Origin of the sequence: Halobacillus sp. SY10 (assembly GCF_045401165.1) — a bacterium.
GTDB classification, from domain to species: domain Bacteria; phylum Bacillota; class Bacilli; order Bacillales; family Halobacillaceae; genus Halobacillus; species Halobacillus aidingensis.
On record NZ_CP174345.1, the window covers coordinates 4,226,466 to 4,242,403 of the forward strand.

At 45.8% G+C, this 15,938-nt stretch carries 16 protein-coding genes; 4 read left to right on the top strand and 12 right to left on the bottom strand.

Annotated features, from left to right (window positions below; genetic code table 11):
• Window positions 1–179 precede the first annotated feature (179 nt).
• Window positions 180–1,691, bottom strand: a complete 1,512-nt coding sequence (locus ACJA3J_RS21135; RefSeq protein ID WP_406945194.1) for a malate:quinone oxidoreductase — start codon at window positions 1,689–1,691, stop codon at window positions 180–182.
• Window positions 1,692–2,137: 446 nt separating this feature from the next.
• Between ACJA3J_RS21135 and ACJA3J_RS21140 the strand changes: the two genes are divergently transcribed.
• Window positions 2,138–3,211, top strand: coding sequence for a serine hydrolase (locus ACJA3J_RS21140; RefSeq protein WP_115893881.1), 1,074 nt, complete (start codon window positions 2,138–2,140; stop codon window positions 3,209–3,211).
• A gap of 46 nt (window positions 3,212–3,257) precedes the next feature.
• Window positions 3,258–3,788, top strand: a complete 531-nt coding sequence (locus tag ACJA3J_RS21145; protein ID WP_089650659.1) for a hypothetical protein — start codon at window positions 3,258–3,260, stop codon at window positions 3,786–3,788.
• 41 nt (window positions 3,789–3,829) lie between these two features.
• On the opposite strand, the gene ACJA3J_RS21150 is transcribed toward ACJA3J_RS21145, so the two are convergent.
• Both ACJA3J_RS21150 and ACJA3J_RS21155 read right to left on the bottom strand, forming a co-directional pair.
• A complete protein-coding gene (locus ACJA3J_RS21150; RefSeq protein WP_089650660.1) occupies window positions 3,830–4,519 on the bottom strand; it encodes an LrgB family protein in 690 nt (229 codons plus the stop codon).
• On the bottom strand, window positions 4,512–4,883 hold the full coding sequence (locus tag ACJA3J_RS21155) for a CidA/LrgA family protein (protein WP_089650661.1): 372 nt from the start codon (window positions 4,881–4,883) through the stop codon (window positions 4,512–4,514). Before ACJA3J_RS21155 ends, ACJA3J_RS21150 begins: the two co-directional genes overlap by 8 nt.
• A 316-nt stretch (window positions 4,884–5,199) precedes the next feature.
• Between ACJA3J_RS21155 and ACJA3J_RS21160 the strand changes: the two genes are divergently transcribed.
• Window positions 5,200–6,273 (top strand): hypothetical protein, encoded by a 1,074-nt coding sequence (locus ACJA3J_RS21160; RefSeq protein WP_089650662.1) that lies wholly within the window; start codon window positions 5,200–5,202, stop codon window positions 6,271–6,273.
• Window positions 6,274–6,343: 70 nt separating this feature from the next.
• On the opposite strand, the gene ACJA3J_RS21165 is transcribed toward ACJA3J_RS21160, so the two are convergent.
• Both ACJA3J_RS21165 and rlmH read right to left on the bottom strand, forming a co-directional pair.
• Window positions 6,344–7,066, bottom strand: coding sequence for a sulfite exporter TauE/SafE family protein (locus tag ACJA3J_RS21165; RefSeq protein WP_406945195.1), 723 nt, complete (start codon window positions 7,064–7,066; stop codon window positions 6,344–6,346).
• A gap of 83 nt (window positions 7,067–7,149) precedes the next feature.
• Window positions 7,150–7,629, bottom strand: a complete 480-nt coding sequence (rlmH, locus tag ACJA3J_RS21170; RefSeq protein ID WP_406945196.1) for a 23S rRNA (pseudouridine(1915)-N(3))-methyltransferase RlmH — start codon at window positions 7,627–7,629, stop codon at window positions 7,150–7,152.
• A gap of 161 nt (window positions 7,630–7,790) precedes the next feature.
• Between rlmH and ACJA3J_RS21175 the strand changes: the two genes are divergently transcribed.
• A complete protein-coding gene (locus tag ACJA3J_RS21175) occupies window positions 7,791–8,093 on the top strand; it encodes a hypothetical protein (RefSeq protein ID WP_406945197.1) in 303 nt (100 codons plus the stop codon).
• 110 nt (window positions 8,094–8,203) lie between these two features.
• Here the strand turns inward: ACJA3J_RS21175 and ACJA3J_RS21180 are convergent, their stop codons facing one another.
• The 7 genes from ACJA3J_RS21180 to ACJA3J_RS21210 form a co-directional block, all read right to left on the bottom strand.
• Entirely contained in the window at window positions 8,204–9,487 is a 1,284-nt protein-coding gene (locus ACJA3J_RS21180) for a GntP family permease (RefSeq protein WP_406945198.1), read from the bottom strand.
• Between the two features lie 18 nt (window positions 9,488–9,505).
• Window positions 9,506–10,684, bottom strand: a complete 1,179-nt coding sequence (locus ACJA3J_RS21185) for a thiolase family protein (RefSeq protein WP_406945199.1) — start codon at window positions 10,682–10,684, stop codon at window positions 9,506–9,508.
• An 18-nt stretch (window positions 10,685–10,702) separates the two neighbouring features.
• Window positions 10,703–11,479 carry a 3-hydroxybutyrate dehydrogenase gene (locus tag ACJA3J_RS21190; RefSeq protein WP_406945200.1) on the bottom strand — a complete coding sequence of 259 codons (777 nt, stop codon included), beginning with the start codon at window positions 11,477–11,479 and terminating at the stop codon, window positions 10,703–10,705.
• 12 nt (window positions 11,480–11,491) lie between these two features.
• Complete coding sequence (locus ACJA3J_RS21195; RefSeq protein ID WP_406945201.1) at window positions 11,492–12,172, bottom strand: 3-oxoacid CoA-transferase subunit B; 681 nt, start codon at window positions 12,170–12,172, stop codon at window positions 11,492–11,494.
• An 18-nt stretch (window positions 12,173–12,190) separates the two neighbouring features.
• On the bottom strand, window positions 12,191–12,886 hold the full coding sequence (locus ACJA3J_RS21200; RefSeq protein WP_115893871.1) for a CoA transferase subunit A: 696 nt from the start codon (window positions 12,884–12,886) through the stop codon (window positions 12,191–12,193).
• A gap of 204 nt (window positions 12,887–13,090) precedes the next feature.
• Window positions 13,091–14,455, bottom strand: coding sequence for a sigma-54 interaction domain-containing protein (locus ACJA3J_RS21205; RefSeq protein ID WP_406945202.1), 1,365 nt, complete (start codon window positions 14,453–14,455; stop codon window positions 13,091–13,093).
• Window positions 14,456–14,618: 163 nt separating this feature from the next.
• Window positions 14,619–15,893 carry a M48 family metallopeptidase gene (locus ACJA3J_RS21210; RefSeq protein ID WP_115893870.1) on the bottom strand — a complete coding sequence of 425 codons (1,275 nt, stop codon included), beginning with the start codon at window positions 15,891–15,893 and terminating at the stop codon, window positions 14,619–14,621.
• Between the last annotated feature and the right edge of the window lie 45 nt (window positions 15,894–15,938).

Genomic DNA, 15,938 nt, shown 5'->3' on the forward strand with positions numbered 1-15,938 from the left:
GGAAAGAATGAAAAATATATACAACTTTGGTCGGAGTAAGAAAATGGACAATAACTTCTCGATAGGGGACGTTTAAGCAACATTAGAGGACATTGCACACGAGTTACGAAACATTAACCTATAAGACAATAAAAAAAGTGCCCTCCCACCTGTGTGGGGAAAGGCACTTTTCGCTGCATTTAAATATTCACAGGACTCTCTTCCTGCTCCTCCGTCAGCCCAAGCGTCTCTTCTGTAGTCGCATGAATTTCGCGGATCAACTCTGGATTTTCAACTAATTTTTTCCCGTAAGAAGGAATCATCTCTTTGATTTTCGGTTCCCATTCCTTCAACTGCTCTGGGAAGCATCTTCCCATCAGGTCAAGCATGACAGAAACCGCTGTCGATGCGCCTGGTGAAGCACCAAGCAAGGCAGCGATGGAGCCATCGGCGGAACTGACGACTTCAGTTCCGAATTGAAGCGTTCCTTTGCCCCCACCCTCGGTATCCTTAATGACCTGTACGCGTTGACCTGCGGTGACGAGATCCCAGTCCTCTGCTTTGGCCGCAGGGATGAATTCACGCAGTTCTTCCAGACGTTTTTCCTTCGATTGAATGACCTGCTCGATCAGGTATTTCGTCAAGGAAGCGTTCTTCACACCTGCCGCTACCATTGTAGCCAAGTTATCTCTTTGGACGGAGGTGATCAAATCAAGCAGCGATCCGGTTTTCAAAAACTTTGGCGAGAACCCTGCAAATGGTCCGAAAAGCAAGCTTTCTTTGCCGTCAATGAAACGTGTATCCAGGTGTGGCACAGACATCGGTGGTGCACCGACTTTCGCTTTGCCATACACTTTCGCGCGGTGTTCGGCGATCACTTCCGGGTTGTTACATACCATGAACAGACCGCTGACTGGGAATCCACCGATCTGCTTCGATTCAGGAATTCCCGTTTTTTGAAGCAAGTGTAGACTTCCCCCTCCTCCGCCGATGAAGACGAAGTTGGACTTATGGTATTCCATCTTATCGTTTTGAAGGTCCCGTACTTTCACTTCCCACGATCCGTCTTCTGCACGCTTGATATCCTCAACACTGTGCTTGTAGTTGATTTCAAGGTCTTCTTTTTCCAAGTGCTCGAACATCTTCCGCGTCAATGAACCGAAGTTCACGTCCGTCCCCGCATCGATCTTCGTTGCCGCGATCGGTTCTGTGATCGTTCGGTTCTTCATGATTAGCGGAATCCATTCTTCCAGTTTATCTGGATCATCAGAAAATTCCATGTCCTTGAACAACGGGTTCGCAACCATGGTATTAAAGCGCTTTCTCAGGAAATCAACATTTCTCTCTCCCTGAACGAAACTCATATGGGGTAATGGCATTATAAAGTCATTCGGGTTACTGATCCGATTGTTTTTCACGAGATAAGACCAAAATTGCTTGGAGACTTGAAACTGTTCATTTACTTTAATGGCTTTTGTCATATCAATCGTACCGTCAGGCTTTTCATTCGTGTAATTCAGCTCGCAAAGGGCGGCATGGCCTGTGCCTGCATTGTTCCATACGTTCGAACTTTCTTCCCCTGCACTACCAAGCCTTTCAAACACGCGAATGTTCCAGTCCGGCACCAATTCTTTAAGCAAAGATCCCAATGTCGCACTCATGATCCCTGCACCAATTAAAATCACATCTGTCTTCGAGTATTTTTTGCTCATTCCCTTTCATTCTCCCTATTATCAGTTATTTTTATCTATGTTCAGTGTATCACTATTATCGAAAAATTAAAATATTTGGAAGCCCTTCCGAATACGGATTCCGTAGGGTATTTTCCCATCAAGGAAAGAAAAACATCGCACCATCAGCTTATTCAAAGAAGGGCCGTGGTGTTCAGCACATACGGCTTCAAGTCCATTTTCATAGAGAGCAGTGCAAGGATAGGTCAGGGCTTCCTCAGCCTGTTGGTTACTTACATCTTATATCCAGGGTATGAGTGAATTTTTTAAAGTCCGTCTTGGACGGGTCTTTTTATTTTTACCTCTAAATCAGTCGACAGAATGGTACTCCTCCCAAATGGAAAAATGAAACAAATCTTAAATGCAAACGTAAACATATAAAAGGCTACATGCATGAACTCAATCTACTATAGAAGGGAGACTTTCCTTTGACCGACCAATTCATCCCAATAGGGGTAGCGATTGCCTTAACCGCCATTGTATTATGGAAAATATTTTATAACAATTTTGATATGGTCATCAATTATGCCGAGAAAAGAAGAGAAAAAGATGACATCTCACTTATAATCAAACGCAACGATGAACCCACGATTTCAATTAATCCACATACTGTTCTACCTTTAGCAAGTACTATGAAAATCATCATTGCAATTGTATTTGCAAGACAAGTGAGCGATAACATAATTGATGAAAATGCATGGATTCCCAAAGAGGAGCTTTTGAAGTTCTATATGGAAGGGACAGATGGCGGTGCTCACAAACAATGGGTTCGTGCCAATTCCGACAAAGACCAGTACACCTTAAAAGAAATCGCGATTGGGATGATTGCCTACAGCTCCAATGCTAACACAGAATTCCTAATGAATTACCTTGGCTTAGAAGCTATCAATCTTTTACCAGCTTCTCTTCATATGAAGAGCCATACACCCATATTCCCAATTGTCTCCTCCTTGTACATCCCTTCCTATATTGAAACCAAGGAGAAGGTTACGGATAAAAATGATCTTCTAAAGAGACTTGAGGGCATGTCTAGAGAGGAATATATTGACTGTTCTTTGGAAATTCATGAGCATTTAGCTGCAAACGAACAGAGAGGATACATGGACGAAGTGAAGCTGGATGTTGAGTTCCAAAAGATATGGTCTGACCGATTACCCGCAGCATCAGCCCAAGACTATTTGACCCTCATGCAGGTCATCAATCGAAGAGGAACATTTGATGATAAGATGCAGCGATGTATTGAAGAAATCCTAGGTTATGCTTTGTACATACATCCAGCAAACAGAAAGTGGATCGAACACGGTGGGATGAAAGGAGGCTCGACTTTATTTGTTTTCACGCATGCTTCCTATACAACGGATAAAGAAGGCAATCAGACAGAGGTCGTGTTCTTGGCCAACAATTTGAACGTCTTAAATTCTAGAAAACTGCAAAGGAACTTTAACTCCTTTTTGCTTCACCTGTTAACCAACAAGGAGTTTAGAAAGAAAATAAGTTCTTGAGTAGTAAAACTTAGATTACGATTTAAAAAAGGCAGGAGGAAAACCATTGGACTTGATCGCCTGGGTGATTGTCGCAAGTGAAATCGGATTTTGGGTTGTCATCATCGCAGGACTAGTGACACGTTATATTTTCAAAAAGAAAAGAGCAGGACTGTTGTTACTCGCTTTAACCCCACTCATTGATTTGATCTTACTTGTAACGACAAGTGTTCACCTATGGAACGGGGCTGAGGCTACAATCGCCCATGCGATTGCTGCCGTCTATATCGGTGTGTCGGTCGCCTTCGGTAAAAGCATGATTAAATGGGCGGATGTTCGTTTCCGATATTACATCACAAAAGAAGGGCCGTGCCCCAATAAGCTTTCCGGCATCCCCCATGCTAAACACTACTTTAAAAGCTGGCTGCAGCATGTGCTTGCCTATTTAATTGGGGCCATTTTTCTTGTGAGCCTGATTTTTCTCATTGGTGATCCATCTCGCACAGAAGCTCTTTCCAATGCACTGAAGCTCTGGACCCTTGTCCTCGGTGTCGACTTTCTCATTGCAATCAGCCATTTCATCTGGCCAAAAAAATAAAAAAAGTGTCTGCGCTCAGAAGAATAGAGGCAGACACTTTTTCACATGAACAATATCGTTAAACCCGGAGCCAGGATCGACACGAGGACTGCACTCAACACCATCGCGATCGTACTGACAGAACCTTCAAGCGGATCCCGCTCCATCGATGTCGCCGTCCCAATCGCATGTGAAGCACTCCCCATGCCGACCCCTTTTCCGAGTGGATGGGTGAGGCGGGAAAAGCGCATCACCACAGGGTGGATCAGCACTCCACCAATGCCGGCAATCATGACAAAAACAGCTGCAAGCGGCATGACACCGCCGCTTGATTCCGCAATTGACATCGCAACAGGAGTTGTCACTGATTTCGGAACGATCGAGTGGATGATCAACTCACTGAAACCCGCCCACTTGCTAAGCAAAAGTCCAGAGGTCACACCAATAAACGCGCCAACTGAAGTCCCTACCAAAATCGGCAGGAGCATCCTTTTCAGAAGATCACGGTACTGATAAAGCGGGAAAGCAAGCGCAACGACTGCCGGACCAAGCAAATAATCAATCCACTTGCCGCCGAGCATATACGTATCATAAGAAAGACCGAACAGCAGTAAAAGAATGATTATGGTCACGGTCGACAAAATAATCGGGGCCGTATAGATGCGGCGAAACCTGCGATAGATGAACAACGCCCCCTGATAGATAAGAATCGTCAGAATGATTATGAACGAAGCCGGAAGAAGACTACTCATGAGCAGCCTCCCTCCTTCTCGCCATCCACTGAGCGACGAAACCTGAGATCCCCATCACTAAAGCCGTACTCAATAAGCCGATGAGAATCAAAAGCACCCCTTTCCCTTCAAAAACATACGCATAGCTCATGACTCCGACTGTGGCCGGAATGAAAAAGAACGGCAGATGTTTGATCATGAACCCCACGCCCTGTTTGAACCAGTGTTCGGGGACTATCTTTAATGATAAGAGTGCGAACAGAATTACCAGGCCGATGACGCTGCCTGGGATAAATAGGTTGAATGTATTTTGTATAAGTGTTCCGAGTAAGTAGATGATGTATAAGCCGGTGATCTGCAGAATAATAGTGACTGCTTTTGACACGTGTGATCCTTCTTTCTAGTTGTGAGATGGAAGTTTTCTTCCTTCATTATATAGGAATGTGAAGAGCATACAAAAATCCTGCTCCCTAGTTGTTAAGTGAACAGGAAATGATCTTACCATAAGAGTGATTGTCCCGCGCATCATGTACTGAATCATCTTAACATTAAGTACAAACTTTAAATCATACATAGACACTTCTTTATATTTCTTTTTCATTCTCATGACATGAGCTTTGGATCTTGCACAATATGTTAGTATTTTTCTATATTGTACCTAAACAACCAATCTTTTCTGTTAAAAGGAAGTGTGTAACATCATGAAAAAATTCATACAACTGCTGCTTGCAGCCCTAATAATTGTTCTGCTTGGAGCCTGTGCGGAGCAGACTTCAGAAGAGGCAGAAGAAGCCCCTAAAAAAGAAACTGCACCAGAACAAAAAAAGGACCCGGAGCCTCCTTATCAAGCGTTAGAACCATCTGAAGACGCCGTCCCACTCAAGGAACGCTTGTCCAAAGAAGAACTTAAGAATATGCCGGATGAGGAGCTAGCGCTCGGTGGTGACCCTAAGCGTTCCGTTCCTGTCGGTGAGACACTCAGCAAAGGGATGGAAGATAAGGCGAACGGACCGCTGAAGGATCATAGACTTGTCGCTTATTATGGGACCCCTCAATCGGAAAACATGGGCATTCTCGGCACGATGGAGCCTGAGGAACTTATGAAACAGCTCAAAGAGCAGGCCCAGGCCTACTCGAATGCTGATCCTGCCCGGCCGGCCATTCCAACCATTGAACTGATTACGACCATGGCCCAACGCGCTCCGGGACCTGAGGGTACATACGTGAGTAAGCTCCCGGATGAAAAAATCGAGGAGTATGTAAACCTCGCGGAGAAACACGATGCGCTCGTTCTTCTCGATATCCAGCTTGGTACCGATACGGTGATGAACCAGGTGAAAAGCATTGAGAAATGGCTCAAGCATCCGAACGTTCACCTTGCGATCGACACCGAATTTCAAGTCGATGAAGGCGAAGTACCAGGAGAAGACCTCGGCCAGGTGGATGGAAAAGAGGTTCAAAAAGCCGTTGAATACCTTTCCAAGCTGACAGAGAAAAATAACCTGCCCGATAAGTTCGTTCTTGTCCACCAGTTCACGGAACATGTGCTTACGAATAAAGATGCTATTCAACCCACTGATAACGTGGAAGTGGCGCTTAATTTTGACGGCTGGGGCTCATCGATTGATAAAATGGCGCTGTATAAAAAATATGTGCGCGACAATCCTTCCCAGTACGGAGGTTTTAAAGTTTTCTATGATAAGGATCAGCCGGTGATGACACCGGAAGAAGTTGTGAAACTCGATCCTAGTCCTGCGATAGTGAATTATCAATAATAAAAGTGCCTGTCCTCCTTATGAGAACAGGCACTTTTATTATTGAGGCGAATTTATCATCCCTTACTATTTACAAACTCCCTACACTTTCACTCAGCAAATATATCCCTGTAAATAATAGAATAATATATGTAAATAGGCGAAAGACCTTTGGATCGATCCATTTAAATAATTTCCCGCCTAAATACAACCCCAAAAATACCAAGGGTAACGCCCATAAACTCGATACCCAGGTCGTCTTACTGGTCCCAGCAAAAACCACTTGGATAATTAAGCTGACAAAATATATAAATAGATAAAAGGCCAATGTAGTCCCTCTTACTATCTCTTTAGGGGTATCTGTCCCTGAAAAATATAACAATATCGGAGGTCCAGGCACACCTATACTCGTGGTAAGCGAACCGGAAATCCCGCCTATAAGCAAGTCTCTCTCCTTACTTTGATTCATCCGAAACTTAAGAATCAGCATAATTGTTAGTGCAATAATCATAAGGGCTACCCCCATTTTCAATCGATTCATATCCATGTGTAAAAAAACTGCAATCCCTATGGCCAGTCCTATTACACTACCAGTCACAAACCTTTTAAGGATTCCTAAATCAATATCCCTTTTAATTTTCATGATTAAAGCACTTGAGATCACTAAAGATAAAATTAAATTTATTTGTATTGCCTCAGCCGGTTCAAATAGCAAAAGGAGAAATGGAGTAGCCATGATGGAAAATCCAAACCCTGTACTCGTTTGAAGTACAGAAGCGATTAGGATAATGATAATAAATGCTACAACCTCCATAAAACTCTTCCTTCCTTACAACAAAAGCATTTCATTCGTGGTTGGATTTTCTAAGACTACGAATGGCACTATCCGAATGTGCATTATTTATGATAGGGCTCATTTCTTATGATTTTGAACGCCCGGTATACCTGCTCCACCAACATCAACCGCATCAACTGATGCGGAAACGTCATATTCGAAAAAGACAAGTCAAAATCACTCCGATCCAGCACCTCATCACTCAACCCAAGCGAACCCCCGATGACAAACGCAACTTTACTCTTGCCGTAAGTCGCAAGCTCATCCATTTTCTTCGCAAGCTTCTCAGACGTCAGCTGCTTGCCTTCGATTTCTAGTGTGATAACATATGTATCCTGAGAGATCTTCGAAAGGATTCGTTCTCCTTCTTTTTGCTTAACTTCGACCATTTGCGCTTCACTCAAATTTTCCGGTGCTTTTTCGTCCGGGACCTCGACGACATCTACTTTCGCATAAGGACCAAGCCTTTTCACGTATTCCGCAATCCCCTGCTTCAAATACTTTTCCTTCAACTTTCCAACAGTAACAATTGTAATCTTCATACTGTACTCCTCCGTAACACATCATTTGTCTCTAGTGTACCATGAAGTGGATTTCCATAATTAGGCGCACCAGGTCATACATAATATGGAAATTAATCATAAGCCCCCTTCTTACACATAGATATGAAAGGTGATTTAATTCCTAAAGAGGAGATGACAGCATGAGCGACTTTGATAAGAACAACTGCTCTAAGGAAAATGAGGCAAACGAGAACAAGGATGGGTTTGTAAAAGGTGTGTCCAAAGAGGCCAATGACTTCATTCATAATACGGTCGATACTTCTGGAAAGATCATTAAGTCGATTACGGGTGAAGGCGGGCTGATTGGGAAAACAGTGGATTCTTCCGGCAATATCGTTAAGAAAGCCTCCGAGAAAGGCTCAGATGTCATTGGAAAGACCGTGGACAATTCTTCAAAAGCGTTTAAATCGATTAAAGATAAGACGTTTAACAGAAAGAAATAGATCGTATCACAAAGGGATCCGGTTTTTACGGGATTCCTTTTTTATAACAAACAGACCAGGTCATCCAATATATGGATGACCTGGTCTGTTAAATAAAGGCTATTCAACTCTTATAGGATGCCGATCGTATTCAACAAAATAACGAATGCTACAGAGATTACTGGAATTAGGACGGCTACGACAAAGATATCTTTATAGCTGTCTTTGTGCGTCATACCTGTAATCGCAAACAATGTCAGAACCGCTCCGTTATGCGGAAGTGCATCGAGACCGCCTGAGGATAGGGAAGCGACACGGTGGAAAGCTTCCGGACTGATGCCTGTGTTCATGGCGATTTCGTAGTACTTGGATCCTAGCGCTTCAAGCGCGATTCCCATACCACCGGATGCGGAACCGGTTGCACCAGCGAGTACGTTAACGGCAATCGCTTCTGAGATCAATGGATTTCCTTTGATGCCCATCAGCAATTGTGTCAGGTTGGCGAAGCCGGGCACTTCACGTACGACTGTACCAAATCCGACCGCGGCACTCGTGTTGATGATCGCGATAACTGAACCGGCAGCTCCACTGTTCATGGATGGGATGAACTTTTTGAACATCGTGACGTTCAGAAGCATAATGAGCACGATTCCTGAAATCAGAGCGGTAACAACGTCCCAGTTTAATAGATTCAATGTAAGAAGAACCGTTAATAATGGCAGAAGGGACAAGAAAAAGTTCGGCGTTGTAGCCGGTTGTTCGATTTCTTTCTTTTCTTTCGGTTCGGTGAAGACCTCTCCTTGAGCGACGAGTTTCTTCTCACGCCATCTCAGGTAAAAATAGCCTCCGCCACCCATGATAATGGCTGCAATGATTCCCATGACAGGTGCTGCCATGGCGTCCGTTTGGAAGTATTCCATCGGGATCAGGTTCTGGATTTGCGGTGAACCTGGAAGGGCCGTCATCGTAAACGTAAAGGCACCTAATGCGACTGTTGCAGGAATCAGCTTTCGGCTGATGTTCGCTTCACGGAACAGGGATAGGGCCAATGGATAAACAGCAAAAACGACGACGAACAGGCTGACTCCGCCGTACGTCAGAACAGCGGCGGATACGAGCACCCCTAAAATCGCGCGCTGAGTACCAATCAATTTTGTGAAAGCGACCGCGACAGAACGGGCCATCCCTGTGTTTTCCATCAGTTTTCCGAAAATGGCTCCGAGCATGAAGACAGGGAACCAGTCTTTCGCGAAGGCGACAAATCCGCCCATGTATGTATCTTTATAAGCTTCGAGTAGATCGAGACCGCCGGTGAGGGCGACGACACCAGCTGCGATGGGCGCCACCCAGATGATGGACCAGCCTAAGTAGGCAAGGGCCATCAATACGACAAGTCCGAGAAAAATTCCGAACATGGTTTTTCCTCCTTATGTTTATTGAGTCTCGACGACCATGGCGATGCCTTGACCGCCGCCGATGCATAACGATGCGACGCCGTAACGTCCACCTCTGCGCTTGAGCTCCTTAATCATCGTGTACAGGACACGTGTGCCGCTTACACCGATCGGATGACCGAGGGCGATGGCTCCACCGTTGACATTCACTTTGTCACGGTCGAGGCCGAGTTCTTTTTCAACGGCAAGATATTGAGATGCGAACGCTTCGTTCACTTCGATGAGGTCCATATCATCAAGCGAGAGCTCTGCTTTTTCCAATGCCTGACGAATCGCTGGGGCAGGACCGATGCCCATGTATTCAGGCTCCACGCCGGCAACAGACCAAGAAAGGATCTTAGCGATCGGTTGAACATTGTGGTCACTCACATAATTTTCGCTTGCTAAAACGACAGCACCTGCACCGTCATTGATTCCACTTGCATTCCCGCCTGTCACCGTGCCGTCCTTTTTGAAGGCTGGATTCAGCTTGGATAAGGATTCAGGGTTGGTATCTTCACGAATGTGCTCATCTTGATCGACCACTTGCATTCCTTTACGTGTCTTGATTTCGACTGGTACAATCTCTTCTGCGAATTTTCCAGATGTACGGGCCTCTGCTGCGAGCTTATGGCTGCGAGTTGCATATTCATCCTGCTGTTCTCTTGTAATTTCATATTTCTCCGCAAGATTTTCACCAGTGACACCCATGCCAGCTCCGATATATTCATCCGTCAGAGCAGCCCAGAGCATGTCATCGATTTTCGGTGTACCAAGCTTGGTGCCAAAACGGCTGCCTCGCATGGCATGCGGTGCAAGACTCATGCTTTCCACACCACCGGCTAATGCTGTTTCTCCCTCGCCAAGTTGAATGGACTGGGCAGCCGATATGACAGATTGCATACCAGAGCCACACAAACGGTTGACCGCAAGAGCCGGACTTGTATGTGGCACGCCTGTTTTCAAGGAAATGTGGCGGGCTAAGTAAGGTGCGTTTTGTGAAGAATGGATGACATTCCCCATGATGGTGAGGTCAATATGTTCTGCAGAAATGCCGCTTCGTTTCAGTGCTTCTTTGCTTGCCGTTACTCCTAAATCGGTCGGATCGACGTCTTTCAAGGCCCCGCCAAACGTACCGAACGGAGTGCGTGCCCCTTCTATGATATACACTGGTTTCATGTAAAAATCCCCTTTCGTTTATTGAGTCGTATAACCGCCATCAATGACGACTGCCTGACCGGTTACCCCTTTGGCTTTGTTGCTTGCAAGGAACAACGTGTAATCAGCAACTTCCTGAACGGACAAAAGACGTTTTTGTGGAACAAGTGGGTAGATGACTTCTTCCAGCGCTTTTTCTAAAGAAACGCCACGGTTTTTAGCCAGATCCTCAAGCTGATTCCTTACGAGTGGCGTGTCAACGTAACCTGGGCAGACCGCATTGACGGTGATTCCGTCTTCCGCACCTTCAAGAGCCGTCACTTTCGTAAGCCCGATAACTCCATGTTTCGCACTATTGTAGGCGGCCTTGCCAGCGAAGCCGATCAAGCCGTTGATGGACGCCATGTTGATGATGCGTCCGAAGCCTTGTTTTTTCATGATTGGGAAAGCGTGTTTCGTTGCCATGAAGGGGGCAACCAGCATGATTTTCGTAATTAGTTCGAATTTCTCTGTTGGAAAATCTTCAATGGATGCGACGTGCTGCAAACCGGCATTGTTAACGAGTACATCGAGACGGCCGAATTTTTCTACAGTTTTGTCGATCGCACTCTGAATCTGTTCTTCTTTCGTCACGTCACAGACGAGTCCGATTGCCTGCAGACCTTCTTGATTCAAGCGATCTGCTGCTTCTTTCACTTTTTCCTCGTTAATATCACTGAGCGCTACTTTCGCGCCGTTGCGGGCGAATTCGGTTCCAATTTCGTAGCCGATCCCACTCGCTGCACCTGTAATGAATACCACTTTATTTTCAACCATGGATGTTCCTCCTTATTTGCTGGATGGCATTTTTAAAAGTTCGTCACTGATGATCAGTTCTGCTTCTGTCTGTGTTTTGATTTCGTCCACAGTCCATCCTTCTGCGATTTCGACGAGCTTCAGACCTTCGTCCGTCACGTCCATAACCGCACGGTCCGTGATGATGCGGTCGACAACGCCTTTTCCTGTCAGAGGCAGTTTACATTCCTTCAAAATCTTCGGATCGCCATGTTTGTTGACGTGATCCATGATAATGACGACCTTTTTCGATCCGTGTACGATGTCCATCGCACCACCCATGCCTTTAATCATTTTTCCTGGAATCATCCAGTTGGCAAGATCGCCGTTTTCTGCCACTTCCATACCGCCTAAAATCGCTAAGTCGAGGTGCTCGCCACGGATCATGGCAAACGATTCCGCACTGTCACAGTAAGCGGCACCAACAGACGCCATTACCGTTTCTTTACCGGCATTAATCAAGTCAGGATCGACTTCATGCTCATAAGGCGAGCGGCCGATGCCAAGAAGACCGTTTTCAGACTGAAGCACGACTTCTTTTTCCGGATGGATGTAGTTCGCCACCATTGTCGGCATACCGATTCCGAGGTTCACATAGTAACCGCTTTCAATTTCCTGTTCAGCTCGTCGGGCAATCATTTCACGGATTGCCGCTTTGTCTTTTTGTACTGCCATTGTTCATCTACCTCCTATTTATGCTTCTGTTCTTACCGTATAACGTTCAATGCGCTTCTCCTGCTGCCCTTCGATGAGCCCTTGCACGTAAATACCCGGCGTATGGATCGCGTCTGCTTCGAGTTCACCCGGTTCGACAAGTTCTTCAACTTCTGCAATCGTCACTGCACCAGCAGCTGCCATCATCGGGTTGAAATTGCGGGCCGTTTTGTTGTAGACGAGATTTCCGTGACGGTCCCCTCTAAATGCTCGGACAAGACTGAAGTCTGCCGTCAACCCTTCTTGTAAAAGGTATTCCTTACCATTGAAAGTGCGTACCTCTTTGCCTTCCGCGATCGGCGTACCGACTCCTGCTGGTGTGTAAAAGGCCGGGATACCAGCTCCACCTGCACGGATTTTCTCCGCTAACGTTCCTTGAGGCGTAAGTTCGACTTCAAGCTCACCCGCGAGTACCTGGCGTTCAAATTCCTTGTTTTCCCCAACGTACGAGCCAATCATTTTATCGATCTGTTTATTTTTCAAAAGTAGTCCAAGACCCCAATCGTCGACCCCGCAGTTATTAGAGATGACGGTCAAATGCTTCACGTTCGATTCGACGAGGGCGAGAATCAAGTTCTCCGGAATTCCGACAAGCCCGAATCCTCCTACCATAATTGTTGAATGATCCTTTATATCTTTCACAGCTTCATGAAATGATGAATAAATTTGTTTCATGAGTCTTCACACTCCCTTCACCCTTTTACATGCAAGTTTCATGCCAACTTTACGGTATTGCTGCATCAAGGATTTTGAATCTTTTGTGAAATCTCTTTTACGGATTTCTGGAATTTGGCGTAAGTAGTTAATGAAAACCCTTACATCTACGTATAAAAAGAACCATTCCAGAATTCCGGAATAGATTCCTGAATTTCGGAATGGTTAGAGGTTGTATTTTTTTACTTTGTCATAAAGAGAGGATTTTCCGATGCCGAGCCGCTTCGCAGCCAAACTTTTATCACCATCCGCCTCTTTCAACACTTTTTGAATGGCTTGTTTTTCGGTCTGCTCGACGATTTGTTTCAGCGTTTCCGCCTCTGGAACAGGGGCGGATTCCTTTTGAAGATGTGCAGGAAGGTCCTCATATTGAACCGTTTCCCCATCGGTCATATGCACCGCTGACTCAATAACGTTTTCAAGCTCACGGACATTGCCCGGCCAGTGGTATTTGTAAAAGACGTCCTCGACCGCTTTCGAAAACTCCTCCACACGTTTACCCGTACGGTCGGACACCTTTTGCAATAAATATTTGGAAAGGATTTTGATATCCCCGCGTCTTGTCCGGAGAGGAGGAATATCAATCTGGACGACATTGATTCGGTAAAAGAGGTCCTCACGGAAACGCTGGTCCTGAATCATTTCCTCCAGCGACTGGTTGGTCGCGGCGATAATTCGTACATCCACTTCTTGCGGGTGAACCGCGCCGACCGCTTCGATTTCCCCTTCCTGGAGAGCGCGCAAGATTTTCACCTGCGCTTTTAGAGGCATGTCTCCGATTTCATCAAGAAAAAGCGTACCGCCATGGGCGAGCTGGAATTTCCCAGGCTTCCCGCCTTTTTTCGCACCCGTAAACGCCCCATCCTGATAGCCAAACAGCTCGGCTTCGATGAGATCCTCAGGGATGGCTGCACAGTTCACCTTCACAAAAGGCTTTGTGCTCCGCTCACTGAGGTGATGGATGCTGTGAGCGAACAACTCTTTCCCTGTGCCGCTCTCGCCGCGCAAAAGAACAGAAACATCGCTATGCGCCGTTTTGCGTATTTTTTCCTTTAACTGAAGAACGTCCGGGGAGCTCGTAATGATGTCATGCAGGGAGTACTTTGCCCCGTTTTGCTGCTGCATTTGATTACGGTAGGTTTCAAGCTCAAGAAGCAGGTCCTTGATATGGGTGTTCATAATTTTCCATTCATCCGTGTCACGGAAAAGAACCATGCCCAGCGCACCAATCACCTCACCGTTTTCCCAGAGTGGGATACGATGGGCAATCATATAATCGCCTCGGATTTGCTGGAGGTCGGCCATTTCCTCTTCTCCCGTGTCCGCAACGATATGCATGCGTGTATTTTCAATAACGTCCGTCACATGTTTTCCTTTCACCGTTGTTTGATCCACATCAATGAAGCGACAGTAACTTTCATTCATGTAAGAAATACATCCCTCCCGATCGACAACGACAATACAATGTTCCACATTTCCAAACAACGTCTCAAGTACTTGATTCCGGTAATCCTCAAGCATGGAAAGCATCCCATCCCCTCCTCTTTCTTCCTATTTAACATGATAGCGTTTACAAACTCATTTATTAAAAGTCTATCAGAAGACCCCCACACATACTAGATACAACCTAAAAAATACCGTACCAGGTCATCCATTTTCTGGATGACCTGGTACGGTAAATATTGTAAGTCTGTTATTCTTCTTTCATATCAATGCCCTGATAAGACTCAAGCATATGGATGCGTTCCATCATTGTCGGATGTCCGTAGCGTAAATATTTGACAAGCGCAGGCGGGTGGACGTCGCTCAACCCGTTCACCGTAAGCTCCTGGAACGATCCAATCGCCGCATCCGGATCCTGGGTCATTTCAATCGCGTACTGGTCGGCATCTGTTTCGGCATTCCTTGAAATGGCAAGCTCCACTGGACTTGATAAAAACGAAAGCATCGTCAGGATGAGGAAAAACATCGGCAGACTGGCGATATCCGATACTTTTGTGAAGCCGAGCCGTTCTCCCCATCTACGCGTTGCATACCGCAATAAATGATAGGTGAAGAAAAGTCCAAAGAACGTCGCGACAATAACACCAGCTAAATTCCAATACAAGTGATTCATGACGTAATGACCGATTTCATGCGCCATGATAAACAGTACCTCATTTTCCTGAAGGCGGTTCAGTGTCGTATCCCACAACACGATGCGCAAATTCGAACCTATGCCGTTCACATAGGCATTCATGCTGTTCGTCTTTTCGGACATATTCACTTCATACACCCGCTCAGCCGGAACGTCCGCTTCATCCGCAAGCGCGAGAATTTTTTCTTCCAGCTGCTTGTCTTGAAGCTCAGTGAAGTCATTGTAGAGTGGATCGATGACAACGGGCTGTAAGTACATCATGAAAAATAAAAACGGGATCATGAGCACCCAGGCAATCAGCCACCAGCGTTTTTTGAACTTTTTCATAAGGAAATAAAGGACGGTGATGAGAAGCGCCATGATGATGAATCCGATCCAAAATCCGACCAGCTCATCACGCATCCAGCTGGAAAAGCTTTGTGTGGAAATGCCATATTTTACAGACAGCCATCGTCTCGCATAATCCAACGGAAATAAAAGAATCGTCGTCAACGTGTGCAGCAGTAAAACGAAAAGCGGAATCTGAATGATACGGAAACGGGAAATCTGCTTGCCGAAATTTTTAAAAACGACCGAGGCACCAAAAATCATCACACCAAGATAGATGATCCACTCGAGCGGCTCCCCAAGAAAAGATAAAAAGTTCTGATACCGCGAATACTCCTGGCTCAGCTCCAGCTCCTTTTCCGTCATGAACGTCGCGGGGTCCGCAGCCGTTCCTTCATAAGCTGGCGGAACTCCGACATCTGTCCACTGAAAGAAATAAAGGCCTAACAAAAGACCATAAATGGCATACAACACGAGCGTCCAAGTGATGAACTTTTTCTTCACTTCCCCACCTCCGAAAAATAGGACTCGTACCATTGTACGAGCCTA

Bases quoted from the DNA above. Each gene is read 5' to 3' on its own strand.
- ACJA3J_RS21185 (WP_406945199.1), bottom strand. From the start codon at position 10,684: ATGAAACCAGTGTATATCATAGAAGGGGCACGCACTCCGTTCGGTACG.
- ACJA3J_RS21165 (WP_406945195.1), bottom strand. From the start codon at position 7,066: ATGGAGGTTGTAGCATTTATTATCATTATCCTAATCGCTTCTGTACTT.
- ACJA3J_RS21200 (WP_115893871.1), bottom strand. From the start codon at position 12,886: ATGAAACAAATTTATTCATCATTTCATGAAGCTGTGAAAGATATAAAG.
- ACJA3J_RS21190 (WP_406945200.1), bottom strand. From the start codon at position 11,479: ATGGTTGAAAATAAAGTGGTATTCATTACAGGTGCAGCGAGTGGGATC.
- ACJA3J_RS21175 (WP_406945197.1), top strand. From the start codon at position 7,791: ATGAGCGACTTTGATAAGAACAACTGCTCTAAGGAAAATGAGGCAAAC.
- ACJA3J_RS21205 (WP_406945202.1), bottom strand. From the start codon at position 14,455: ATGCTTTCCATGCTTGAGGATTACCGGAATCAAGTACTTGAGACGTTG.
- ACJA3J_RS21150 (WP_089650660.1), bottom strand. From the start codon at position 4,519: ATGAGTAGTCTTCTTCCGGCTTCGTTCATAATCATTCTGACGATTCTT.
- ACJA3J_RS21180 (WP_406945198.1), bottom strand. From the start codon at position 9,487: ATGTTCGGAATTTTTCTCGGACTTGTCGTATTGATGGCCCTTGCCTAC.
- ACJA3J_RS21160 (WP_089650662.1), top strand. From the start codon at position 5,200: ATGAAAAAATTCATACAACTGCTGCTTGCAGCCCTAATAATTGTTCTG.
- ACJA3J_RS21195 (WP_406945201.1), bottom strand. From the start codon at position 12,172: ATGGCAGTACAAAAAGACAAAGCGGCAATCCGTGAAATGATTGCCCGA.
- ACJA3J_RS21135 (WP_406945194.1), bottom strand. From the start codon at position 1,691: ATGAGCAAAAAATACTCGAAGACAGATGTGATTTTAATTGGTGCAGGG.
- rlmH (WP_406945196.1), bottom strand. From the start codon at position 7,629: ATGAAGATTACAATTGTTACTGTTGGAAAGTTGAAGGAAAAGTATTTG.